Consider the following 20,823-nt stretch of genomic DNA (forward strand, 5'->3'; position numbering starts at 1 on the left):
GGAGGCCACCATCGACGCCGCCGCCGCGCAGACGGCGGGCACGGCGCTGTCCGATCGCAGCACGATGCGCGCGACCGCGTCGACGATCTGCGGATAGGCCCCGCAACGGCAGAGGTTGCCGCTGAGCCGCTCGCGCAGCTCATGCCGGTTGACGGGGCGGGGGCTCGTTCAGCAACCCCGCCGCCGAGCACAGTTGTCCTGGCGTGCAGTAACCGCACTGCAGCGCGTCGCAGTCGATGAACGATTGCTGCAGCGGATGCAGGACATCCGGGTCGGTGGCCGTGGGGTCTTGACCCGTGTTCGTGGTTGCGGCCATGGCCGCGTTCGTGGCCGTTGCCGTTGCCGTTGCCGTTGCCGTTGCCGTTGCTGCGGTCACAAGACCGGGCAGGCCCTCGACCGTCGTGATGGCCTGGCCGTCGAGGCTCACGGCGAGCAGCAGGCAGCTGTTCATGCGCGCGCCGTCCACGAGCACCGTGCACGCGCCGCATTGGCCGTGGTCGCAGCCCTTCTTCGTGCCGGTGAGGTCGAGCTGCTCGCGCAGCAGGTCGAGCAGCGTCGTCCATGGCTCGACCGCGAGCGCGTGAGTGCGTCCGTTGATCGTGAGCCGGATCGGCTCGGGCCGCATCGGCGCGGGCAGGGCGTCCGCGCCGGTGTGCAGGGGCGGGTGTTCGGCGATGTCCATGGGACCTCCTGACGGGTGCCGGGGTTGTGCTGCGTTGGGAGCCGGAGGCTCAGGATTTCTTCGTGACGGACGCCCACAGTTCGCGCAGCGTGGCCGCGATGACGCCGCGCGCGTCGGGATCGCCGAGCAGCAGCGCCCTGGCGTACTGCAGCATCTGCCGGGGCTCGACGTGCGGCGGCAGCGGCGGGACGTCCGGATCGACGACCATCTCCAGCAGCATCGGCCGGTCGGCGCGGAGCGCGCGGTCCCAGGCGGGCGCGACGTCCTCGGGCCGGTCGATGCGCAGGCCCTCGAGACCCAGCATGCGGGCGTACTCGGCATACGGGAACGCGGGCAGCGTCTGCGAGGCCTCGAACTTGGGATCCCCGGCCGTGACGCGCTGCTCCCAGGTCACCATGTTGAGGTCGCCGTTGTTGAGCACCATCACGACGAGGCGCGGGTCCGACCAGTCGCGCCAACGATGCGCGATCGTGATCAGCGCATTGATGCCAATCATCTGCATCGCGCCGTCGCCGAGCAGCGCGATCACCGGCCGCCCCCGGTGCGCCAGCTTGGCCGCCAGCGCATAGGGCACGGCGCAGCCCATCGTCGCCAGCCCGCCGGAGACCGAGCCCATCATCCCGGGGCGCGCCTTCAGGTCGCGCGCGTACCAGCCTGCGGACGTGCCGGAGTCGCAGGTCAGGATCACATCGTCCGGCAGGCGGGGCGACAGCTCCCAGAACACGCGCTGCGGATTCAGCGGCTTGGCATCGGTCATCGCGCGCGCCTCGAGGACCTTCCACCAGTCGCGGACGTCGGACTCGATGCGATGCCGCCAGGACGGGTCCGGATTGGGTCTCAGGTACGGCAGGAGCGCCTCGAGCGTGATCCGGCTGTCGCCGACCAGGTTCGCCTCCATGGGGTATCGCGTCGAGACGCGTCGGCCGTCGATGTCGATCTGCACGCCGCGCGCCTGGCCTTCCTTGGGCAGGAACTCCGAATACGGGAAGTGCGATCCCACCATCAGCAGCGTGTCGCACTCGTTCATCATCGTCCAGCTGGGCTTGGTGCCGAGCAGGCCGATCGAGCCCGTCACGAAGGGCAACTCGTCGGAGACGGCCATCTTGCCCAGCAGCGCCTTGGCGATGCCCGCGCCCAGGCGCTCCGCGACCTGGATGAGCGCATCGCCCGCGTGCAGCGCGCCGGCGCCGGCCAGGATCGCCACGCGCTTGCCCGCATTGAGGATGTCCGCCGCGGCGCGCAGTTGCGCGTCGCCGGGCGCGCCGGGCGACGCGGTCCAGCCGATGCCGGTGTGGATCGTGTCATGCGCGCGCGGCGGTTCGGTCACGGCGTCCAGTTCCTGCAGATCGTGCGGCAGGATCACGCAGGTCACGGTGCGCTGGTCCCGCGCGATGCGCACCGCGCGGTCGATCAGGTGGCGCACCTGCGCGGGCGCCATCGCCGTGTGGACGAACTCGTGCGCGACGTCCTTGAACAGGCTGTGCAGGTCGACCTCCTGCTGGTAATCGCCGCCGAGCGCGGAGCGCGCGCTCTGCCCGACCAGCGCGACCACCGGCATGTGATCGGCCTTGGCGTCGTACAGGCCGTTGAGCAGGTGGATCGCGCCCGGCCCCGAGGTGGCCATGCAGACGCCGACCTCGCCGGTGAACTTGGCGTGCGCGGTCGCCATGAACGCGGCGAGTTCTTCGTGGCGGACCTGCACGAAGCTCATGTCGTCCTTGCGCCGCCCGAAGGCGCCCATCAGGCCGTTGATGCCGTCGCCGGGGTAGCCGAAGACGCGACGGATGCCCCAGCCGTGGAGTCGATCGAGGATCTGGTCGCTGACGGTGGCGGTCATTCGGTGAGGCTCCGGCGGGTGGGCGTGTTCCTCGTCGGCAAGCCGCTTGCCCATCCCCGGCAGGGCACACGGCAGCAATGAAGCGGCGGCAGCGTCCGTTCGACACCGTGCCGCCATATTCGATGCCGCCATTCCACGCCGCCGACCAGGCACGAGCGCGGCGGGGCATTGCCGCGGCGCAGCATGACAACGCCGAGGACCGGGGCGTAGCATCGAGATTCCTCGGACTCATGTCCCCCGTCATGTCAGTCTGGCAATTCGATCTCGCCTTTTCGCAAGGCGGCGCGGCGGCCTCGTGGTTGCCGTCCTCGCGCACCGACGTCATGCACTACCTCGCCTCGCGCGTCGGGCCGAGCACGCCGATGCTCGAAGGCTGGCGCTACTTCGGCAACGAGGCGGGCAACTGCATCGACATGGTCTCTGACCCCGACGGTCGCTATGAGCTGCACGCCCGGCTGGACGCCTGCGCCAGCGAGACCGACCACTTCATCGAGGTCGTCTGCGACGTCGCCCATGCGCTGGGCTGCGAGTTCTTCAGCGAGGAGCTGTCGGCGCTGGTGCGGCCGAGCTCGCGTGAACTGAAGGAAGCGCTGCAGCGCTCGAGCGCCTGGCGCTTCGCGCTCGATCCCGAAGGCTTCCAGCCGAGCCGCTGATCAGCCACTGATCAGCCTCGGTTGATCAGCCTCGGGTGTTGCCGTCGATCGCCGCCTTCAGATGCGGCGCCGTGCGCGAGTCCGTGCTGGCGGCCACCTCGTCCGGCGTCCCCGCCGCGACCACGCGCGCGCCATCGCCGCCGGCCCCGGGGCCGAGGTCGATGACCCAGTCCGCCGCGGCGACGACGCGCATCTCGTGCTCGACGACGACCACCGTGTGGCCGGCCTCGACCAGGTCGCGCAACTGGACCATCAGCTTGTCGACGTCGGACGGATGGAGGCCGGTGGTGGGCTCGTCCAGCACGTACAGCGTGTGGCCGCGTTGCGTGCGCTGCAGCTCGGTGACGAGCTTGATGCGCTGCGCCTCGCCGCCGGACAGCTCGGTCGCCGGCTGGCCGAGCCGCAGGTAACCCAGGCCGATGCCCTTCAGCAGCCCCAGCGGCCGTGCCAGCGCCGGTTCCTCCGCGAAGAACTCGAAGGCCGTGTCGACAGTCATGCCGAGCACGTCCGCGATGCTGCGGTCGCGGTAGCGGATCTTCAGCGTCGCCTCGTTGTATCGGGCGCCGTGGCAGGCGGGGCAGGGCGCGAAGACGCTGGGCATGAACAGCAGCTCCACGCTGACGAAGCCTTCGCCCTCGCAGGTCTCGCAGCGGCCCTTGGCGACGTTGAAGGAGAAACGACCCGCATCGAACTTGCGGGCGCGCGCGGCCGGTGTCGCGGCGAAGAGCTTGCGCACGTGGTCGAACAGCCCCGTGTAGGTCGCGAGGTTGGAGCGCGGCGTGCGGCCGATCGGCTTCTGGTCGACCTGCACCAGCCGGCGGATCGCCTCGGCGCCGCCGGCGATCCGTCCGCCGGTGGCCGCTTGCACGTCGGCGCTGAGCTCAGCGTCCTCGTCGTCCTCGACAGCCGCGGGTTCATGGCCCAGGTGCGCGCCGACCAGGTCCACCAGCGCGCGGCTCACCAGCGATGACTTGCCGGAACCCGACACGCCGGTCACCGCGGTGAACACGCCGAGCGGGAACGCGGCGTCCACGTCGACGAGGTTGTTCTGCGTGATGCCTTCGAGCCGCAGCCAGTCCGTCGGTGCGCGGCGAGCGGGCCGCCGGTCGGGACTGCTCGCCGCGCCGGCGGGTCCGATGGAGTGCTCGGAGCCGCCGTGGGCCGGCGCGTCGGGGGAAGGACTCGGGGAACAGGTAGGCGGCGGTGCGTGACTCCGCTATGCCGCGCAGTCCCTCCGGGGGGCCGCTGTACAGCACGCGGCCGCCGAGTTCACCGGCCGCGGGCCCGACATCGACGATCCAGTCCGCGGCGCGCATCAGGGTGAGGTCATGCTCGACGACATAGACCGAGTTGCCCGCCGCCTTCAGCGATCGCAGCGAGGCGAGCAGCGATTCGTTGTCGGCCGGATGCAGGCCCGCGGACGGTTCGTCGAGCACGTAGACGACGCCGAAGAGGTTGGAGCAGATCTGCGTGGCCAGCCGCAGCCGCTGGAGCTCGCCGGGCGAGACGGAGGGCGTCGCGCGCTCCAGCGACAGATGGCCCAGTCCCAGCGTGAGCAGCGGACGCAGCCGCATCAGCACGTCGTCGACCAGGCGCCGCGCCGCGAGGCGCTTCTCCTCGCTGAGGCCGTCCGTCGCGGCATCGCCGAGGTGCTCCGCCAGCTGCGCCAGCGGGAACTGCGACAGCGCGCCGATGTCGAGCCCGCCGAAGGTCACCGACAGCGCCTCGCGCTTGAGCCGCTTGCCGTCGCAGACCGGGCAGGCGCCGCCGATCAGGTAGCGCGACACGCGGCGCTTCATCAGCGCGCTCTGCGTGGTCGCAAAGGTGTGCATCACGTAGCGCCGCGCGCTGCTGAAGGTGCCCTGGTAGCTGGGCTCCATCTTGCGGCGCAGCGCGTCTTTGGTCTCTGCGGGCGTGAAGCCGGCGTAGACGGGCACGGTGGGCTGCTCGTCGGTGAACAGGATCCAGTCGCGCGTCTTGCGCGGCAGTTCGCGCCAGGGCTTGTCGACGTCGATGCCCAGCGTGACCAGGATGTCGCGCAGGTTCTGGCCGTGCCAGGCCGGCGGCCAGGCGGCGACGGCGCGGTCGCGGATGGTGAGCGTGTCGTCGGGGACCATCGAGGCCTCGGTGACCTCGTACACGCGGCCCAGCCCGTGGCAATGCGGGCAGGCGCCCTGCGGCGTGTTGGGCGAGAAGTCCTCCGCGTACAGCATCGGCTGCTTCGCGGGGTAACGGCCGGCGCGCGAGTACAGCATCCGCAGCAGCGACGACAGCCCGGTCACGCTGCCCACGGACGAGCGCGCGCTCGGCGTGCCGCGCTGCTGCTGCAGCGCCACGGCGGGCGGCAGGCCGTCGATCGAATCGACGGCGGGCACGCCGACCTGATCGATCAGCCGGCGCGCGTACGGCGCGACCGATTCGAAGTAACGACGCTGCGCCTCCGCGTAGATCGTGCCGAAGGCGAGGGAGGACTTGCCGGAACCCGACACGCCGCTGAACACCACGAGCGCGTCGCGCGGCACGTCCACGTCGACGTTCTTGAGGTTGTGCTCGCGCGCGCCGCGGACCTGGACGAAGGCGGCGCGTCCGGGGCGTTCGCGCACGGCATCGGGCGCCGCGACGGGCGCGGACGCGGACGCGAACGTCTGCTTGGACCCGGGCGTGGACGACGAAGAGGACGGTGGGCGAGCGGTAGGGCGTTTGGCCAAGACGGAACCTCGGGTGATCAGCGCGACGCGCGCTGGGACGGCGGGGGCGAAGTATCGGTCGATGGCACCGATCAGCAAGCAGGATGCCCACCGGGACGGACATGGCCCTTGCCGATGCCGATGCCGATGACGGGTTCCACTCCCGAGCCGCCATGAAGCGCTCGACCGATGTGATGCCCGTGCGATTCGCGCCTGCGCCCGAGCGGTTCGGCGGGCCGGGAGCGGGACTTGCTGCGAAGGAGGGAAACCTTTCCACCTTTCACAGGAGTCCCCATGACCGACAAACCCCTCTCCGACACCGAGCGACGCGAGAAGCTCTGGGACCTCATCAAGGACATCAAGGTCGGCCTGTTCACGACGCACCATGCGAACGGGCATCTGCACTCGCGCCCGATGACGCTGCAGAACAAGGCGCTCGACGAGGGCGAGTCGCTGTGGTTCTTCATGTCCCGCAGCGGCGAGCCCTTCAGCGACATCGTCGCGTCGCCGCAAGTGAACGTCGGCTTCGCCGATCGGGACGACGACACCTACGTCTCGGTGTCCGGCACGGCGGAGCTCAGCGAGGACCGCGCCAAGCGCCAGGAGCTCTGGAGCAAGGCGGCGGAGGCCTGGTTCACCCAGGGCATCGACGATCCCGACCTGGCGGTGGTGCGCGTGCGCATCAGCCACGCCAGCTACTGGGACGTGAAGGCGTCCAAGCTGACGCAGCTTTATGCGATGGCGAAGGCGGCCGTGACCGGCAAGCCGCCCACCGGCCTGGCCGAGACCGGCGAGGTGCGCATGAAGTGAGGCCGTAATGAGGCCACATTGAGGCCGGCGGATCGCGAAGGCGGTCTGCCGGATTTCCAGCATCGAACGACGATCGGAGGTCCCCATGCCCAGAGGCGACAAGTCGTCCTACACGGACAAGCAGAAGCGACAGGCCGAGCACATCGAGAGCGGCTATGAGCACCGCGGTGTGCCCAAGGATGAAGCGGAACGGCGCGCGTGGGCCACGGTCAACGCGGAAACGGGGGGCGGCAAGAAGTCCGGCTCCGGTCGAGGTCAGCCTGAGGACCACGCGCCCGCCCGCAAGGGCGGACACCTGGGCGGCAAGGCTGCGGCGAGCCGCACGGCTGCGGAGCGCTCCGCGTCCGCGAAGAAGGCTGCGGCGACGCGCAAGCGCAATGCGGCGGCACGCGCCGGTCATCACTGACGACGGATCTTTCTCCCGGCCCAAATGACAACGCCGACAGGATGAAGGTCCTGTCGGCGTTGGTCGCTTCGGGCTCCAAGCCCGAGGGGCAGTCTTAGCGGGCGGCAATGCCTTCGGTCGCAACGCCCTTGGCTTCCTTGGCCGCATAGCGCTGCACCAGCGCGGCGTACGTCGGCGACGCCTTCATCTCCGCGTAGCGGGCTTGCGCCTTGGCGCGTTGACCGGCGTTCAGGCTGAAGTCCTCGGTGCGGTCGACGGCGGCCAGGCCGGACTCGCGATAGATCTCCAGGTCGGCCAGCACTTCGGCGCGGCTCTTCTGGCTCTGCGTGATCGGATCGAGGTGGCTGTAGCTCTGCGCGAAGGCCGGCAGGGCGGCGGCGGACAGGGCGATCAGGGCGGTGGCGATCAGGGTCTTGGCGGTCATGATGGGTTCCTTTGAGAGAGCGGTGGATCGGGGTGTCTGAGAGTCTTTGGCCGGCGTCGTTTGCCGATGACTGAAGGTTAGGCGTGGGACTCGTCCGGATAAACGGGCTGCGTCGCAATGCCTCGTTGTGAGGCTCGCAACAATCGACCGTCCTTCGATACGCGCGATTCACAGGGGCTGCTCGACGTGCTCGGCACAAAGCAAGACGCCCGGCATGAGCCGGGCGTCTTGCGTGGGAGCGAACCGAAGGCCGTCAGTCCGTGGATCGCTCCACCGACACAGCGCAAGCTGAAGCGTTCATTCGGCCGAGTTGTCCTGGTCGACAGCCGTGCTGCGGCGGCCGGTCACGTACACCGTGGGCAACTGCTCGCGCTTCACGGTGACGACCACCGGGTCCAGCGTGACGATCGAGGCGCGCATCTCGCGTTGGCCTTGTGCATGAGCGATACCCAAGCCGAGGGCCAGCGCCGCGATGGCACCGAAGGCGACAGCCTTGACGGTGGTGCTGGTGGCGGAAGTGATGGCGAGGCGGTGGGCGGTATTCATGTCGATCTCCTTGGGGGCGTTGGCTGTGTCGATGGAGTCAGTGTCGTCATCGAGCCCCTTCGTTTCGAGCGCTCAGCGACGAAGCTGCGCGGCGGCGGTGTGAGATGCATGCCAAGCGGACAAGCCGTAGCGGTTCACACGCCGTTTCGCCCCTCCCAGACGAAGACGCCGGCGGGACCGAAGTCCTGCCGGCGCTTGTGGCCGGGGAGGGCGAGGGGATCACTCAGCGGGCGGAGACGCCTTCGGTCGTCGAACCCTTGGCTTCCTTCGCCGCGAAGCGCTGCACCAGCGCCGCGTACTTCGGCGAGGCCTTCAGCTCGGCGTAGCGGGCCTCTGCCTTGGCGCGCTGGGCTGCGTTCAGCGTGAAGTCTTCCGTGCGTTCCGCGGCGGCCAGGCCGGACTCGCGATAGATCTCCAGGTCGGCCAGCACTTCGGCACGGCTCTTCTGGCTCTGCGTGATCGGATCGAGGTGGCTGTAGCTCTGCGCGAAGGCCGGCACGGCGGCGGCGGACAGGGCGATCAGGGCGGTGGCGATCAGGGTCTTGGCGGTCATGATGAGGTCCTTTGAGAGAGCAGTGGATCGGGGTGTCTGAGGTCTTGGGCCGGCGTCGTTTGCCGATGACTGAAGGTTAGGCGTGGGCCTCGTCCGGATAAACGGGCGGCGCCGCAATGCCCCGTTGTGAGGGCCGCAATAATCCTGGCCACCGTCGACGCCCGAGAGCCTTTGATCCATGCAGACTGCCCGACTCACCCTGTCTCCGCTCGTCGACGCCGATGTCGATGCGCTGGCGAATCTGCTCTGGGACGAACGCGTCTACGAGCACATCGGCGGCCTGCCGTCAGGCGCGGCAGAGGCCGCGCTGGGTCTGCGGAGGGCGTTGGCCGGGCCTCCCGCCCATCGAGCTTCGGAGCGGTGGCTCAACTACGCCGTGCGACTGCGCGGAAGTCATCAACTGATCGGGCGGCTGGAGGCGACGGTGCACGCCGGCATCGCAGAGGTGGCCTTTCTGCTGGCACCGGCGTACTGGGGCCACGGCTACGCCAAGGAGGGATTGAGCTGGCTCCATGACGAGTTGTCGCGCGTGTGCCCCGATGCGCGATGCTGGGCCACGACGCTGCCGGTCAACCTGCGAAGCGGCCGGCTGCTAACCGCATGCGGCTACGAGCGGGTCGATCCGGCCACGGCTCCGGACTTGCTGACCTATGACGAGGGTGACTGGGTCTTTCGCCGGGCTCACGCCTGACTGCAACGCGGCAGCGTGGACCGCCGGCGAGGCGGATGAACCGTTGAGCTCACAAAGCCAAGACGCCGGCAGGACCGAAGTCCTGCCGGCGTCCATGGCCGGGGAGGCGAGCGGCGCTCAGCGGGCGGAGACGCCTTCGGTCGTCGAGCCCTTGGCTTCCTTCGCCGCGAAGCGTTGCACCAGCGCCGCGTACTTCGGCGAGGCCTTCAGTTCAGCGTAGCGGGCTTCTGCCTTGGCGCGTTGGCTCGCGTTCAGCGTGAAGTCTTCCGTGCGGTCCGCGGCAGCCAGGCCGGACTCACGATAGATCTCCAGATCGGCCAGCACTTCGGCGCGGCTCTTCTGGCTCTGCGTGATCGGATCGAGGTGGCTGTAGCTCTGCGCGAAGGCCGGCACGGCGGCGGCGGACAGGGCGATCAGGGCGGTAGCGATCAGGGTCTTGGCGGTCATGATGGTTTCCTTTGCGAGCGCGTTGGATCGGGGTGTCTGGGGTCTTGGGCCGGCGTCGTTTGCCGATGACTGAAGGTTAGGCGCGGGCCCCGTTCGGATAAACGGGCTGCGCCGCAATGCCTCGTTGTGAGGCTCGCAACAATCGACCGTCCTTCGATACGCGCGATTCACAGGGGCTGCTCGTCGTGCTCGGCACAAAGCAAGACGCCCGGCATGAGCCGGGCGTCTTGCGTGGGAGCGAACCGAAGGTCGTCAGTCCGTGGATCGCTCCACCGAAACAGCGCAGCCTCAGGCGTTCACTCGGCCGAGGCGACTTGCGTGTCGACCGCGTCGGCGCTGCGACGGCCAGTGATGTAGACCGTGGGCAGCTGCTCGCGCTTCACGGTGATGACCACCGGATCCAGCGTGACGATCGAGGCACGCATTTCGCGTTGTCCTTGTGCATGAGCGATTCCCAGGCCGAGGGCCAACGCCGCGATGGCACCGAAGGCGACGGCCTTGACGGTGGTGCTGGTGGCGGAAGTGATGGCGAGGCGGGTGGCGTTCATGTCGATCTCCTGAAGGGGTTGGCTGTGTCGATGGAGTCAGTGTCGTCAGTGGCGCGCCGTCTTTCGAGCGCTGCGCGACGAAGCTGCGCGGCGGCGGTGTGAGATGCATGCCAGGCGGACAAGCCGTCGCGCTTCACACGCCGTATCGCCCCTCCCAAACGAAGACGCCGACAGGATCGAAGTCCTGCCGGCGCTGGTGGCCGGGGAGGGCGAGGGGATCGCTCAGCGGGCGGAGACGCCTTCGGTCGTGGAGCCCTTGGCTTCCTTCGCCGCGAAGCGCTGCACCAGCGCCGCGTACTTCGGCGAGGCCTTCAGCTCGGCGTAGCGAGCTTCCGCCTTGGCACGCTGATTCAGTTCCAGCGACGAGTCTTCGGTGCGGTCCACGGCGGCCAGGCCGGACTCGCGATAGATCTCCAGATCCGCCAGCACTTCAGCGCGGCTCTTCTGGCTCTGCGTGATGGGGTCGAGGTGGCTGTAGCTCTGCGCGAAGGCCGGCACGGCGTCGGCGGACAGGGCGATCAGGGCGGTAGCGATCAGGGTCTTGGCGGTCATGATGGTTTCCTTTGAGAGAGCGTGGGATCGGGGTATCTGAGGTCTTGGGCCGGCGTCGTTTGCCGATGACTGAAGGTTAGGCGCGGGGCCGAATCGCATAAATGGCTCAGGCGCGAATGGGTTGTTGTGAGGCCCGCAACAATCGCCCGTCCCCACGCGCGCAGGGCGCTGGGGGCTGAAGCTCCAGCAATCGCACCGGACATTCATGGACCCTTCCATGAAGCGGCTCTATGATGAGAAGAATTCTCATTTGCAACAAAACCCGTCGTCCATGTCTTTCCCGGTCTCACGCCTGCGGGGCGCAGTACCGCTGATCTCGCGCATCGCCGCGGCGATCGGCGGCGGTTACGCGCTGGCGGCGCTGGTCAGCGTCGCGGTGCTCGCGCTGCCGGTGAACCGCATCCAGGCGGTCATTGGCGGCATGCTCGGCAGCTTCGCCGTCTACGCCGGCGCGGTCGTCTGGGTCTTCGCGGTGCGTAGCGCCACACGGGCCTGGGTCGGGCTGATCGTCGCCGCGCTGCTCCTGCTGCCTCTCGCGTGGTCCGTCTGGACCGCGGTCGAACCCGCCGCCTTGCCATGAGCGTCGACGTCCAAGCCCCCTCGGCCGCGCCGCAGCCGCGCGGCATCCGGCAGACGATGTCGGACCTGCACATCTGGACCGGCCTGCTGCTGGGCTGGTTCCTGTTCGCGATGTTCCTCACCGGGACCGTCAGCTACTTCAAGGAGGAGCTGTCGCAATGGATGCGGCCGGAGATCGCGCATCAGGCCGTGACGCCCGAGCCGGCCGTCGTCGCCGGCCGCATCGCCAGGGAGCTCGAGACGCTGGCCCCGGGCACCACGCAGTGGAGCCTGCGCCTGACCGACGATCGCCACAGCGTGGCCAACGCCTTCTGGCGCGTGCCGCCGAAGGACGGCGTCAAGCGCGCATTCAAGGACGCGAACTTCGATCCGCAGACGGGGGAGAAGGTCAGCGCGCGTGAGACGCTGGGCGGCGAGTTCTTCTACCGCTTCCACTTCCAGTTCCACTACATGCCGGTGGTGTGGGGCCGCTGGCTCGCGGGACTGGCGGCGATGTTCATGCTGGTGGCGATCGTCAGCGGCGTGATCACGCACAAGAAGATCTTCACCGACTTCTTCACCTTCCGCTGGGGCAAGGGCCAGCGCTCGTGGCTGGACGCGCACAACGCGCTGTCGGTGTTCGGGCTGCCCTTCCACCTGATGATCACGTACACCGGCCTGGTGACGCTGATGACGCTGTACATGCCGTGGGGCGAGCAGGCCGGCATCAACTCGCCGGCGATGAAGCAGCAGCTGACCTCGGAGATGAACGCGTTCCTCCAGCCGGCCAAGCCCTCGGGCGAGGCGGCCCCGCTGGCCTCGATCGAGGCGATGGTGCGTGAGGCCGAGCGCCGCTGGGGACCGGGCAGCGTGGCGCGGGTCACCGCGGTGAATCCGGGCGATGCCGTGGCGCGCGTGGCGATCACGCGCGGCGAGGGCGGACGGGTCTCGATGAGTCCGCAGTACCTGCTGTTCGACGGCGTCTCCGGACGACTGGTCGAGGAGAAGAACGGCGTGGGCGCGGCGGCGGAGACCCGCGGCGTGCTGTACGGATTGCACCTCGGGCGCTTCGGCGATGACGCGACCCGCTGGCTGTACTTCATCGTCAGCCTGGCCGGCACGGCGATGGTCGGCAGCGGGCTGGTGATGTGGACCGTCAAGCGCCGCCAGAAGCTGCCTGACCCGGACAAGCCGTACTTCGGCTTCCGCGTCGTGGAGCGGCTGAACATCGCCGCCATCGCAGGCCTGCCGCTGGCGATGAGCGGCATGTTGTGGGCCAACCGGCTGTTGCCCACGGGGCTGGAGAAGCGCGCCGAGTGGGAGGTGCACGTGGTCTTCATCGTGTGGGCGGTGACGCTGCTGCACGCGCTGGTCCGGCCGGCGAAGCGCGCCTGGATCGAACTGCTGTGGCTGGGCGCGGTGTCGCTGGCGCTGCTGCCGGTGGGCAACGCGCTGACGACGGACCGCCCGCTGTGGCGCAGCGTCGCGCAGGGCGACTGGACCTTCGCGGGCGTGGAGCTGATGTGCTGGGCGTTCGCGGCGGTGCTGGCGTACCTGGCGATCCGCACGGGGCGCCACGCCCCTCGCGCGTGGAAGGGGTGGCCGGTCGCCAAGGACAGGCCGCATGCCCAGGCCTCGCGGGCGCCGCTGGCCGCGTCGTCGGCCTCGTCTTCCGGAGAGGTCGGCTTGGCGCTGCGATCCGGCGGGGAGGGCGCGCGGTGATGCACCTCCTCAGCCTGTTGATCTGCGTGGCCGCCTTCGCGGCGCTCGCGATGGCGACGGACCGCGCGCAGTGCGACGTCCTGGGCCGCGAGCTGCCCGCGGCGAAGTCCCGCGCGCTGCGCACCGCCGGCTGGGCACTGCTGCTGGCAAGCCTCGCGCTCGTCGTGACCGAACAAGGCTGGGGCCTGGGCCTCGTCAGCTACAGCGGCCACACCAGCGTCGCGGCGGGCGTGGTGTTCGTCGCGTTGATCGTGCATCAGCGGCGCCAGCCTCGGAAGCGCAGGCGCTGAGCCCCGGCGCGGCGTGAGCGAAACCCGTCGCCGTGTAGTCCTTCGCCTGACTTCCTGTCGGCCAGCGGGCCCACCCTGGCTGGGGGCCGGTCAGTCTCGAAAAAGATCCGGGCATCAACCATCATGGAGTCACACAGGGAGACAAGACATGAAGGTTGCACTGATCGAGGACAACGCGCTGCTCCGACGCCTGATGGTGTCGCGCCTGGAGTCCGAGGCGTCCATCACCGTGGTGAGCCAGGCCTCCAGCGAGAACGCCGCGATCAGCACGATTGCACTGAGCGCGCCGGACGTGGTGCTGGTGGACCTGAGCATCGACGGCGGCTCCGGCCTGGGCGTGATCGAACGCCTGCGCGCGGCGCGCTTCCGCGGCCGCATCCTGGTGCTGAGTTCGGAAGACCGCTCGGCCTACGAGCCGCGCGTCCTGTCCTGCGGCGCGGACGGCTTCTACGACAAGGCCTGCGACTTCGAACGCCTCGTCGGGGAGCTCTGCACGCTGTCCAACAGCGCGTGGATGGCGGACTGAGCCGCCCAGCGACGTCGACCGCAGCGCGCGATCGGTAAAGTGCGGGATCCTTCCTGAGGATTCCCATGACCAACATGGCCTACAGCACCGTGTCCTGTCTCGAATGCGAGGAGCGGTTTGCGTTCCCCAACGAGACACTGCTGTATCTCCCGCCCGGCAAGGCCGCGGCCGACGCCAATGTCTATGGCGAATATGGCCGCATGCTCACCGATCGCGTGTGGTGTTTCCGCTGCGAGCGGCCAGCCTGGATCGAACGCATTCCAAATGTCCGGGAGTTCGAAGTAGCGGCCCGCCTTCGCGCGATGCCCGACCGTCCGGCCTTGCCGAATGTGGAGGACGAACTGCTCGACATCCCCGACGCGGAGTTCGATTTCCTGAGGAGACATCTGACTCGGCGGACAGCCACCGGGCAATGCTTGACATGTGGCTCTCCGTCAGTGCGCCGTCTGGACGTGGCCATCAATCAGGTGGTCAACCTGAGGCACCCTTTGTGCGGGGGCGCTCTGCAAGTCGAATCCTGGTTTGTCATGGGCGCCTATCCCACGATGGCGCGCTGGTTCACGGTCGACGGCGTCGCCATGGAAACGGTCGGAATGAACGTCGACTTCGGTGGTACCGGCCCCGGTGCTCGAACCAGGGATGGTTGCTCGGTGGAGCTCTACCGCCGGGCGCGCTACGCTGGCGAGATCGAGCACTTGCGGCCGCTTCTGCCCCCCGGCACAACGGTACTGGAGCTGGGGTGCGGCACAGGATTGCTGACGCATCGGCTGCTTGAATTCGGCTGCAAGGTGACCGGTGTCGACAACTCGGAAGAGATGCTGGCCCACGTCTCCGGGCAGGTGCGAAAAGTCCACGCGGACATCGTGGCGCTGGCGCTTCCGGAGCGTTTCGACGTCGTGCTGATCCCGAGCGGACTCATCAATCACGCGGACGCCGCAGTGCGGCGGGGCTTCGTCGCCGCAGCTGCGCGCCACGTCGCGCCCGGTGGCGCCGTCATCCTCAAATGCCAGAGTGCCCACTGGTTGCGGACGGTGATGTTGGGACGCGTGGCCGGGGACGACGATGAGGCCATTGACGTGATCCACGTCGATCGCACGCCCGATGAGCAAGGCCTGAAGGTAAACATGACCCTCAAGTACACGATGGGCGACGACGAATGGACACATTCATTCGCCGTCGTGCCGATGGACGAAGCGGCGATCACGCAGCTGTTGGGCGACGAGGGCTTTCAGCCGCCTGAGGCGTTGGATGCGAAGCGCGAGTGGTTTGCTGCTCGTCGCGGAAGCGATTCAGCAGCGATAGGACTTCGCTTCTACCCGCGCGATCTCTCCGACACATCCACAACATGGAGGATGTCCGCCCATGGATCACCGCCCCAACCGAACGCGGGGTCCCGAGTTGGGGCAGACGATGCGCCGGGTCGGAACGATCCCGCTCAATGCGCGTGGTCGCCGTGACCACCGCCCTTGTCATCCTTCGCCGGCATCGCCCCATTGAGCGCGCGCACCGGCGCCTTCACCTCGACGGTCTGTCGGACACCGCCGCGGTCCTCGAAGATCAGCGTCAGCGGCACCTGGTCGCCCGCCTTCACCTGTGCGGGCAGGTCCAGGAACATCACGTGATACCCGCCGGGCTTGAGCTCGATCGTCTTGCCCGCCGGCAGCTCGATCGCCGGGACCTGGCGCATGCGCATCACGTTGTCCTGCATCGCCATCTCATGCACCTCGGCCTTGGGCGTCAATGGCGTGGTGACGCCAATGAGCTTCGTGTCCTTCGTCGCCGTCAGCTTCATGAAGGCGCCGGTGGCCTTCTGCTGCGGCACGGTGGCGCGCACCCAGGCGTCGTCGATCTTCACCTGGGCATGGGCGATGGAAGCGAGCAGCGAGCCCGCGACGAGCAGCAGCGAGTGGATCTTGAAAGTCATGTCGGTTCTCCGGAATGGGTGTGTTGGGATTTGGAGGGTCAGGCGTTGAGCAGTTGGCGCACGTCCTCGGCGAGGTCGGCGGCGCTCATCTCGTGCTTGATGGCCAGGCGCGCCTTGCCCTTGCGGTCGAACACGGTGCTCAAGGTCGAGTGGTCCATCGTGTAGCTGGCACCCGTGGGCACCTTGCCGTAATAGACCTTGAACTCCTTGGCGACGGCGGCGGTCCCGGCGAGGTCGCTGGAGAGCCCGAGGAAGCTCGGATGGAACGCGGCGGTGTAGGCCGCCAGCACCGGCGCGGTGTCGCGCTCGGGGTCGATGGTGACGAAGAGGACCTGGAAGTCCGCGGCGTCCGCGCCGAGTATCTGATGCACCGCCGCCGCGCGCGCCAGCGCGGTCGGGCAGACGTCGGGGCACTGCGTGAAGCCGAAGAACATCATCACGACCTTGCCGCGGAAGTCGGCCAGCCGATACGGGCGGCCGTCCGCGCCTTGCAGCGCGAAATCGCTCGCGTAGCTCACCAGCGAGAGATCAATGCCGTGGAAGGTCGGAGAGGGCTTGCACGCCGCCAACGGCAGCAGGCAGGCGGCGATCGTCAAGGCGCGACGACGCGCGTCGGGCTCGGCGACGGGATCGCCATGAGGGGAACGCGCGCGGAGCGCGAGGGAAGGGAGTCGCATGATCGAAATGGCGTGGACCGACCTTGCCGCGCATGAGCGCATGAGCGCATGAGCGCATGAGCGCAGAGGCGCAGAGGCGCAGAGGCGCATTCGCGCGAGCGAAGGCGACAGATCAGTCGTGGAGTGATTCGCGTCCGGGACGGAGCGAAGTGCGCATCGGCCGCAAGGCGGCGATCAGGCGACGGCGGGAGGTCCGCGAGCGAGCGAAGGCGCCCACGCGAAGAGCGGGCGCGGCGCGACGAGGAACAGGCGCGGACGCTCGAACTTCAACGCGTCGGGCGGTGTCCACTGCAGCGTGGCGGGCGGCAGATCAGGCGCGCCATGGTGGATGGCGCAATACGGGCAGTCCATCGACGTCTTCATCAGCGTCGAGCCGTCGCGACCCGGATCGACGTTGCCGGCGGCGTCGATCACCACGAGCCTGGCGCCGGTGGCGGAACAGATCTCCGCGAAGGTCGCGCCCTGATGGACCAGCATCGCATGCGACAGCGACGGCAGCATCGCCGCGAGCAGGATCGTGAGACTCACGAGCCATGCCCAGCGCCTGGTCGAAGTCCGCGTTGCATGCATGCGCGGCATTCTATGCCGCAGGCTTTCGAGCAGAGGCTCGGTTCGTCAATACGTCTTGTACGGCAGGAACTTCCCGCTCATCACGATGCTGACGCGGTCGCCCTTCGGGTCGGGCTCGCGCTGCAGGTCCATGCGGAAGTCGATCGCGCTCATGATGCCGTCGCCGAACTCCTCGTGGATCAGCTCCTTGAAGGTCGTGCCGTAGACGCTGATCAGCTCGTAGAAGCGGTAGATCAGCGGATCGGTCGGGACCGACGTCGGCAGGCTGCCTTTGTAGGGCACGACCTTGAGCCACTGCGTCTCCGCCTCGGTGAGATCGAAGAGGCCCGCCAGCGTCGCGGCCTGCGCGTCGTCGAAGGTCATCTGGCCCAGGCAGCCGGCCGTGACCCATTCCTTGCTCAGGCCGACGGCCTCGGCCACGTCGGACCACTTCAGGCCCTTGGCCACCTTGGTGGCGATGATCTTTTCGGTGACGTCGAGTCGGCTCATGGGATGCTCCTTGGAGGGGTGACGGGATGGCTGCGCTCCACCAGGAAATCCATCAGGTGGTTGCGCATCGGGTAGTACTGCGGGTCGTGATGCAGCGTGGCGCGCTGGCGCGAGCGGGGCATCGTGTTGACGACGATCTCCGCGACCCGCGCGTGCGGGCCGTTCGACATCAGCATCACGCGGTCGGCCAGCAGGATGGCCTCGTCGACGTCGTGCGTGATCATGAAGACCGTCTGCCGCGTCGCGGCGCAGATCTTGAGCAGCTCGTCCTGGATCGTGCCGCGCGTCAGCGCATCCAGCGCGCCGAAGGGCTCGTCGAGCAGCAGCATCCGCGGCTCGATCGCGAAGGCCCGTGCGATGCCCACGCGCTGCTTCATGCCGCCGGAGAGCTGGCTCGGCTTCTTGTCGAGCGCCGGCGTCAGGCTGACCAGGGCGACGTACTTGCGGACCTGCTCGTCGACCTGCGTCTTCGACCAGTCCGGCCACTTGCTGCGGACCGCGAAGGCGATGTTCTGCCGCACCGTCAGCCAGGGCATCAACGCATGGCCCTGGAAGACGACGCCGCGATCGAGGCCGGGGCCGGCGACCTCGCGACCGTCGACGATCACGTGGCCCTCGCTGGCCTGCTCCAGTCCGGCGAGCGTGTTCAGGATCGTCGTCTTGCCACAGCCGCTGTGGCCGACGATGCAGACGAACTCGCCCTGGCGCAGCGTGAAGTCCACGTCCTCGAAGATGGTGGTGTCGCCGTAGCGCTTGGCCAGGCCTTCGACACGCACCAGCACCGGCGCCGCATCGACCGCCGCCGCCGCGCCTTGTTCCAGCGGATCAATCCGCATACGTCACCGCCTTCTGCGCGCGGGCGAAGAGCCCGTCCAGCGCCATGCCCACGAGGCCGATCACGAGGATCGCGAAGATCACGTTGGGCAGGCTGAGGTTGTTCCACTCGTTCCAGACGAAGTAGCCGATGCCGGTGCCGCCGACCAGCATCTCCGCCGCGACGATCACCAGCCAGGCGATGCCCATGCTGATGCGCATGCCTGTGAGGATGGTGGGCGCGGCCGCGGGCAGGATGACCTCGAAGGCGCGGCGCAGCGGCCGGACCTCCAGCGTGCGCGCGACGTTGAGCCACTCCTTGCGCACGCCGGCGACGCCGAAGGCCGTGTTGATCAGCATCGGCCAGACGCTGCAGATGAAGATCACGAAGATGCCGCTCGCGGCCGAATCCTTGATCGTGTAGAGCGCCAACGGCATCCACGCCAGCGGCGAGATCGGCTTGAGCACCTGGATGAAGGGATCGAGCGCGCGGTGGACCAGCGGACTCATCCCGATCGCGAAGCCCAGCGGGATCGCGACGAGGGCCGCGAGCAGATAGCCCAGCGCCACCCGCCCCAGCGAGTACGCCAGCTGCAGGCCGATGCCCTTGTCGTTGGGGCCTTTGTCGTAGAACGGATCGGCGAGGTGATGGACGACGGTCGCGCCCATCTGCGCGAGCGTCGGGAAGCCGCTCTTGGCCGCCGCGGGCGAGGCGCCGCTGCCGCCCGCGTCGGCGGGCACGGGCTTGCCCATCAGCCTGGCGTATTCGATCTGCTCGGCCGTCATCGCCGGGCCCGCGGTGGACGCCGCGGACGAGGTGGTCCCCGTGCCCATCGTCGCCAGGTGCCAGATGCCCAGCACCAACCCGAGCATCAGCAGCGAGAGCAGGGCGGCGCGCGCGTTCAGCGAAGTCATCGCAGCTCCCGCTCAGGCGCGCTTGATCGCGAAGCCGGCCACGTAGGCATCGGGCTGCGCGGGGTCGAAGGTCTTGCCCATGACGCTGAACTTCGGATACGCGCCGTCCGGCACGGCCTGGTCGAGCGCCTTCATCTGCTTCCTCGCGTCGGTGAGCAGGAAGACCTTCTCCGCGATCTGCTTGTAGTTCACGTCGCCCTTCAGATAGCCCCAGCGCTTCATCTGCGTGAGCATCCACACGGCCATGCTCTGCCAGGGGATGGGGTCGAAGTCGGCGCGGTCCGGCACGACCCGCACGTTGCCCAGGCCGTCGGCGAACTTGCCGGTCAGCACCTGCGCGATGACCGTCTCCGGCTGGTTCAGGTAGGCCTGCGGTGCGATGACCTTGGCGATGAGCTCGCGGTTGCGCGCCTCCCGCGCCATCGCGGCCGAGGTCAGCACCGCGCGGTACAGCGCGGCGAAGGTGTTGGGGTTCTTCTGGATGAACTCGGTGCTGGTGCCGAAGGCGCAGCAGGGATGGCCGTTCCACAGTTCCTTGGAGAGGATGTGGATGAAGCCGACCTCCTCGAACACGGCGCGCTGGTTGAACGGATCCGGGCCGAGGAAGCCGTCGATGTTGCCGGCGCGCAGGTTGGCCACCATCTCCGGCGGCGGCACGACGCGGATCTGGATGTCGCGGTCGGGATCGAGGCCCGCCTCCGCCACGTAGTAGCGCAGCAGGAAGTTGTGCATCGAGTACTCGAAGGGCACGGCGAACTTGAAGCCTTTCCACGACTTCGGGTCGCGCTTGTCCTTGTGCTTCATCGCCAGCGTGATCGCCTGGCCGTTGGTGTTCTGGATCGTCGCCACGTTCATCGGCGTGGCCGTCGCGCCCAGGCCCAGGCTGATCGCCAGCGGCATCGGGCTGAGGAAGTGCGTGGCGTCGTACTCCTTGTTGATCATCTTGTCGCGGATCAGCGCCCAGCCTGCGGTCTTCACGACCTCGACGTTCAGTCCCTGCTTGCTGTAGAAGCCCAGCGGGTGCGCCATGATCAGCGGCGTCGCGCAGGTGATCGGGATGAAGCCGATCTTCAGGTCCTTCTTCTCCAGCGCGCCGCGCTCCTGCGCCATCGCCTGCAGCGGCGCGATGGGCAGCACGCTGCCGATCGCGGCCATCGCGCTGCCGCGACCGACCGCGCGCAGGAAGCGGCGTCGCAGCGCGTCCTGCGGGAACAGCGCCTTCACCAGCGCGGCCTCGACGAACTGGTTGGACTCGGCCTCGATGTCGGTCGTGTCCATCGCGTCGGCGCGTTGGCGCAGCGTCGCCACAGCGCGGTCGCGGTCCAGCTCGCGGACATGCTCCGCCTCGCTGCCATGGCGTCCGCAGGCGCAGCGCATCAGCAGCGGGCGATCGGCGTCGTAAGGGTCGTGGCGGAGGTCGCTCATCGCTGCTTTCCAGGTCGGTGGACGGATGCATCCACTCTAGGAAAGCGCGACGGATCACGGCATCGTGCGCGCCGTGGT

Annotated in this window: 23 protein-coding genes and 2 pseudogenes; 9 read left to right on the forward strand and 16 right to left on the reverse strand. The window is 68.4% G+C overall.

Annotated elements, in window-relative coordinates; translation table 11 throughout:
- Window positions 1-63: 63 nt before the first annotated feature.
- Together ACFJIX_RS19050 and ACFJIX_RS19055 are read right to left on the reverse strand one after the other, a co-directional pair.
- Window positions 64-625 (reverse strand): annotated as a pseudogene (locus tag ACFJIX_RS19050) ((2Fe-2S)-binding protein); the annotation flags it as partial.
- Between the two features lie 106 nt (window positions 626-731).
- The gene (locus tag ACFJIX_RS19055) at window positions 732-2,519 is read right to left on the reverse strand and encodes a thiamine pyrophosphate-requiring protein (protein WP_377153755.1); all 1,788 of its coding nucleotides are present in this window, start codon (window positions 2,517-2,519) and stop codon (window positions 732-734) included.
- Window positions 2,520-2,761: 242 nt separating this feature from the next.
- Between ACFJIX_RS19055 and ACFJIX_RS19060 the strand changes: the two genes are divergently transcribed.
- Window positions 2,762-3,172, forward strand: coding sequence for a hypothetical protein (locus ACFJIX_RS19060; protein ID WP_377153758.1), 411 nt, complete (start codon window positions 2,762-2,764; stop codon window positions 3,170-3,172).
- A 25-nt stretch (window positions 3,173-3,197) separates the two neighbouring features.
- Here ACFJIX_RS19060 and ACFJIX_RS19065 read toward each other — a convergent pair.
- A pseudogene (locus tag ACFJIX_RS19065) lies at window positions 3,198-5,775 on the reverse strand (excinuclease ABC subunit A).
- 378 nt (window positions 5,776-6,153) lie between these two features.
- Between ACFJIX_RS19065 and ACFJIX_RS19070 the strand changes: the two are divergent.
- Both ACFJIX_RS19070 and ACFJIX_RS19075 read left to right on the forward strand, forming a co-directional pair.
- Window positions 6,154-6,669 carry a pyridoxamine 5'-phosphate oxidase family protein gene (locus ACFJIX_RS19070; RefSeq protein ID WP_377153761.1) on the forward strand — a complete coding sequence of 172 codons (516 nt, stop codon included), beginning with the start codon at window positions 6,154-6,156 and terminating at the stop codon, window positions 6,667-6,669.
- Window positions 6,670-6,754: 85 nt separating this feature from the next.
- Window positions 6,755-7,075, forward strand: a complete 321-nt coding sequence (locus ACFJIX_RS19075) for a plasmid stabilization protein (protein WP_377153763.1) — start codon at window positions 6,755-6,757, stop codon at window positions 7,073-7,075.
- Window positions 7,076-7,169: 94 nt separating this feature from the next.
- Here the strand turns inward: ACFJIX_RS19075 and ACFJIX_RS19080 are convergent, their stop codons facing one another.
- The 3 genes from ACFJIX_RS19080 to ACFJIX_RS19090 all read right to left on the reverse strand — a co-directional run bounded on the left by ACFJIX_RS19080 (window position 7,170) and on the right by ACFJIX_RS19090 (window position 8,598).
- Window positions 7,170-7,499 carry a DUF4148 domain-containing protein gene (locus ACFJIX_RS19080; protein ID WP_377153765.1) on the reverse strand — a complete coding sequence of 110 codons (330 nt, stop codon included), beginning with the start codon at window positions 7,497-7,499 and terminating at the stop codon, window positions 7,170-7,172.
- 297 nt (window positions 7,500-7,796) lie between these two features.
- The gene (locus ACFJIX_RS19085; protein ID WP_377153767.1) at window positions 7,797-8,045 is read right to left on the reverse strand and encodes a hypothetical protein; all 249 of its coding nucleotides are present in this window, start codon (window positions 8,043-8,045) and stop codon (window positions 7,797-7,799) included.
- A 223-nt stretch (window positions 8,046-8,268) separates the two neighbouring features.
- A complete protein-coding gene (locus ACFJIX_RS19090; protein ID WP_377153769.1) occupies window positions 8,269-8,598 on the reverse strand; it encodes a DUF4148 domain-containing protein in 330 nt (109 codons plus the stop codon).
- Between the two features lie 178 nt (window positions 8,599-8,776).
- On the opposite strand from ACFJIX_RS19090, the gene ACFJIX_RS19095 reads away from it, so the two are divergent.
- The gene (locus ACFJIX_RS19095; RefSeq protein WP_377153771.1) at window positions 8,777-9,289 is read left to right on the forward strand and encodes a GNAT family N-acetyltransferase; all 513 of its coding nucleotides are present in this window, start codon (window positions 8,777-8,779) and stop codon (window positions 9,287-9,289) included.
- A gap of 117 nt (window positions 9,290-9,406) precedes the next feature.
- On the opposite strand, the gene ACFJIX_RS19100 is transcribed toward ACFJIX_RS19095, so the two are convergent.
- The 3 genes from ACFJIX_RS19100 to ACFJIX_RS19110 form a co-directional block, all read right to left on the reverse strand.
- Window positions 9,407-9,736: a DUF4148 domain-containing protein gene (locus ACFJIX_RS19100; RefSeq protein WP_377153773.1), complete on the reverse strand. Its 330-nt coding sequence runs from the start codon at window positions 9,734-9,736 to the stop codon at window positions 9,407-9,409.
- A gap of 296 nt (window positions 9,737-10,032) precedes the next feature.
- A complete protein-coding gene (locus ACFJIX_RS19105) occupies window positions 10,033-10,284 on the reverse strand; it encodes a hypothetical protein (protein WP_377153775.1) in 252 nt (83 codons plus the stop codon).
- A 222-nt stretch (window positions 10,285-10,506) separates the two neighbouring features.
- Window positions 10,507-10,836, reverse strand: coding sequence for a DUF4148 domain-containing protein (locus ACFJIX_RS19110; RefSeq protein WP_377153777.1), 330 nt, complete (start codon window positions 10,834-10,836; stop codon window positions 10,507-10,509).
- A gap of 271 nt (window positions 10,837-11,107) precedes the next feature.
- On the opposite strand from ACFJIX_RS19110, the gene ACFJIX_RS19115 reads away from it, so the two are divergent.
- The 5 genes from ACFJIX_RS19115 to ACFJIX_RS19135 all read left to right on the forward strand — a co-directional run bounded on the left by ACFJIX_RS19115 (window position 11,108) and on the right by ACFJIX_RS19135 (window position 15,389).
- The gene (locus ACFJIX_RS19115; protein ID WP_377161856.1) at window positions 11,108-11,416 is read left to right on the forward strand and encodes a DUF3649 domain-containing protein; all 309 of its coding nucleotides are present in this window, start codon (window positions 11,108-11,110) and stop codon (window positions 11,414-11,416) included.
- A complete protein-coding gene (locus ACFJIX_RS19120) occupies window positions 11,413-13,116 on the forward strand; it encodes a PepSY-associated TM helix domain-containing protein (RefSeq protein WP_377153779.1) in 1,704 nt (567 codons plus the stop codon). The genes ACFJIX_RS19115 and ACFJIX_RS19120 overlap by 4 nt, the downstream gene beginning before the upstream one ends.
- On the forward strand, window positions 13,116-13,406 hold the full coding sequence (locus ACFJIX_RS19125; protein ID WP_377153781.1) for a DUF3325 domain-containing protein: 291 nt from the start codon (window positions 13,116-13,118) through the stop codon (window positions 13,404-13,406). Before ACFJIX_RS19120 ends, ACFJIX_RS19125 begins: the two co-directional genes overlap by 1 nt.
- Before the next feature lie 148 nt (window positions 13,407-13,554).
- A complete protein-coding gene (locus ACFJIX_RS19130) occupies window positions 13,555-13,932 on the forward strand; it encodes a response regulator transcription factor (RefSeq protein ID WP_377153783.1) in 378 nt (125 codons plus the stop codon).
- A gap of 65 nt (window positions 13,933-13,997) precedes the next feature.
- A complete protein-coding gene (locus ACFJIX_RS19135; RefSeq protein WP_377153785.1) occupies window positions 13,998-15,389 on the forward strand; it encodes a methyltransferase domain-containing protein in 1,392 nt (463 codons plus the stop codon).
- Here ACFJIX_RS19135 and ACFJIX_RS19140 read toward each other — a convergent pair.
- From ACFJIX_RS19140 to ACFJIX_RS19170, 7 genes are all read right to left on the reverse strand, one after another.
- Window positions 15,368-15,856 (reverse strand): copper chaperone PCu(A)C, encoded by a 489-nt coding sequence (locus tag ACFJIX_RS19140; protein ID WP_377153787.1) that lies wholly within the window; start codon window positions 15,854-15,856, stop codon window positions 15,368-15,370. The genes ACFJIX_RS19135 and ACFJIX_RS19140 overlap by 22 nt on opposite strands.
- Window positions 15,857-15,894: 38 nt before the next feature.
- On the reverse strand, window positions 15,895-16,533 hold the full coding sequence (locus ACFJIX_RS19145; RefSeq protein ID WP_377153789.1) for an SCO family protein: 639 nt from the start codon (window positions 16,531-16,533) through the stop codon (window positions 15,895-15,897).
- Window positions 16,534-16,707: 174 nt separating this feature from the next.
- Window positions 16,708-17,061, reverse strand: coding sequence for a DUF2946 domain-containing protein (locus ACFJIX_RS19150; protein WP_377153791.1), 354 nt, complete (start codon window positions 17,059-17,061; stop codon window positions 16,708-16,710).
- 87 nt (window positions 17,062-17,148) lie between these two features.
- Window positions 17,149-17,592 carry a cyanase gene (cynS, locus tag ACFJIX_RS19155; protein ID WP_377153793.1) on the reverse strand — a complete coding sequence of 148 codons (444 nt, stop codon included), beginning with the start codon at window positions 17,590-17,592 and terminating at the stop codon, window positions 17,149-17,151.
- The gene (locus ACFJIX_RS19160) at window positions 17,589-18,428 is read right to left on the reverse strand and encodes an ABC transporter ATP-binding protein (protein ID WP_377153795.1); all 840 of its coding nucleotides are present in this window, start codon (window positions 18,426-18,428) and stop codon (window positions 17,589-17,591) included. The genes cynS and ACFJIX_RS19160 overlap by 4 nt, the downstream gene beginning before the upstream one ends.
- Entirely contained in the window at window positions 18,418-19,320 is a 903-nt protein-coding gene (gene ntrB, locus ACFJIX_RS19165; protein ID WP_377153797.1) for a nitrate ABC transporter permease, read from the reverse strand. Before ntrB ends, ACFJIX_RS19160 begins: the two co-directional genes overlap by 11 nt.
- A gap of 12 nt (window positions 19,321-19,332) precedes the next feature.
- Window positions 19,333-20,745 (reverse strand): CmpA/NrtA family ABC transporter substrate-binding protein, encoded by a 1,413-nt coding sequence (locus ACFJIX_RS19170; protein WP_377153800.1) that lies wholly within the window; start codon window positions 20,743-20,745, stop codon window positions 19,333-19,335.
- Window positions 20,746-20,823: the final 78 nt, after the last annotated feature.

This window comes from Roseateles sp. UC29_93 (genome assembly GCF_042695725.1).
GTDB classification, from domain to species: Bacteria; Pseudomonadota; Gammaproteobacteria; order Burkholderiales; family Burkholderiaceae_C; genus Roseateles; species Roseateles noduli_A.

What these genes read in the sequence shown, in the direction of transcription:
- cynS (WP_377153793.1), bottom strand. Translation starts at nt 17,592, where the DNA reads ATGAGCCGACTCGACGTCACCGAAAAGATCATCGCCACCAAGGTGGCC.
- ACFJIX_RS19105 (WP_377153775.1), bottom strand. Translation starts at nt 10,284, where the DNA reads ATGAACGCCACCCGCCTCGCCATCACTTCCGCCACCAGCACCACCGTC.
- ACFJIX_RS19070 (WP_377153761.1), top strand. Translation starts at nt 6,154, where the DNA reads ATGACCGACAAACCCCTCTCCGACACCGAGCGACGCGAGAAGCTCTGG.
- ACFJIX_RS19080 (WP_377153765.1), bottom strand. Translation starts at nt 7,499, where the DNA reads ATGACCGCCAAGACCCTGATCGCCACCGCCCTGATCGCCCTGTCCGCC.
- ACFJIX_RS19075 (WP_377153763.1), top strand. Translation starts at nt 6,755, where the DNA reads ATGCCCAGAGGCGACAAGTCGTCCTACACGGACAAGCAGAAGCGACAG.
- ACFJIX_RS19120 (WP_377153779.1), top strand. Translation starts at nt 11,413, where the DNA reads ATGAGCGTCGACGTCCAAGCCCCCTCGGCCGCGCCGCAGCCGCGCGGC.
- ACFJIX_RS19060 (WP_377153758.1), top strand. Translation starts at nt 2,762, where the DNA reads ATGTCAGTCTGGCAATTCGATCTCGCCTTTTCGCAAGGCGGCGCGGCG.
- ACFJIX_RS19090 (WP_377153769.1), bottom strand. Translation starts at nt 8,598, where the DNA reads ATGACCGCCAAGACCCTGATCGCCACCGCCCTGATCGCCCTGTCCGCC.
- ACFJIX_RS19110 (WP_377153777.1), bottom strand. Translation starts at nt 10,836, where the DNA reads ATGACCGCCAAGACCCTGATCGCTACCGCCCTGATCGCCCTGTCCGCC.
- ACFJIX_RS19095 (WP_377153771.1), top strand. Translation starts at nt 8,777, where the DNA reads ATGCAGACTGCCCGACTCACCCTGTCTCCGCTCGTCGACGCCGATGTC.
- ACFJIX_RS19135 (WP_377153785.1), top strand. Translation starts at nt 13,998, where the DNA reads ATGACCAACATGGCCTACAGCACCGTGTCCTGTCTCGAATGCGAGGAG.
- ntrB (WP_377153797.1), bottom strand. Translation starts at nt 19,320, where the DNA reads ATGACTTCGCTGAACGCGCGCGCCGCCCTGCTCTCGCTGCTGATGCTC.
- ACFJIX_RS19055 (WP_377153755.1), bottom strand. Translation starts at nt 2,519, where the DNA reads ATGACCGCCACCGTCAGCGACCAGATCCTCGATCGACTCCACGGCTGG.
- ACFJIX_RS19140 (WP_377153787.1), bottom strand. Translation starts at nt 15,856, where the DNA reads ATGACTTTCAAGATCCACTCGCTGCTGCTCGTCGCGGGCTCGCTGCTC.
- ACFJIX_RS19085 (WP_377153767.1), bottom strand. Translation starts at nt 8,045, where the DNA reads ATGAATACCGCCCACCGCCTCGCCATCACTTCCGCCACCAGCACCACC.
- ACFJIX_RS19130 (WP_377153783.1), top strand. Translation starts at nt 13,555, where the DNA reads ATGAAGGTTGCACTGATCGAGGACAACGCGCTGCTCCGACGCCTGATG.
- ACFJIX_RS19160 (WP_377153795.1), bottom strand. Translation starts at nt 18,428, where the DNA reads ATGCGGATTGATCCGCTGGAACAAGGCGCGGCGGCGGCGGTCGATGCG.
- ACFJIX_RS19100 (WP_377153773.1), bottom strand. Translation starts at nt 9,736, where the DNA reads ATGACCGCCAAGACCCTGATCGCTACCGCCCTGATCGCCCTGTCCGCC.
- ACFJIX_RS19170 (WP_377153800.1), bottom strand. Translation starts at nt 20,745, where the DNA reads ATGAGCGACCTCCGCCACGACCCTTACGACGCCGATCGCCCGCTGCTG.
- ACFJIX_RS19125 (WP_377153781.1), top strand. Translation starts at nt 13,116, where the DNA reads ATGCACCTCCTCAGCCTGTTGATCTGCGTGGCCGCCTTCGCGGCGCTC.
- ACFJIX_RS19115 (WP_377161856.1), top strand. Translation starts at nt 11,108, where the DNA reads ATGTCTTTCCCGGTCTCACGCCTGCGGGGCGCAGTACCGCTGATCTCG.
- ACFJIX_RS19145 (WP_377153789.1), bottom strand. Translation starts at nt 16,533, where the DNA reads ATGCGACTCCCTTCCCTCGCGCTCCGCGCGCGTTCCCCTCATGGCGAT.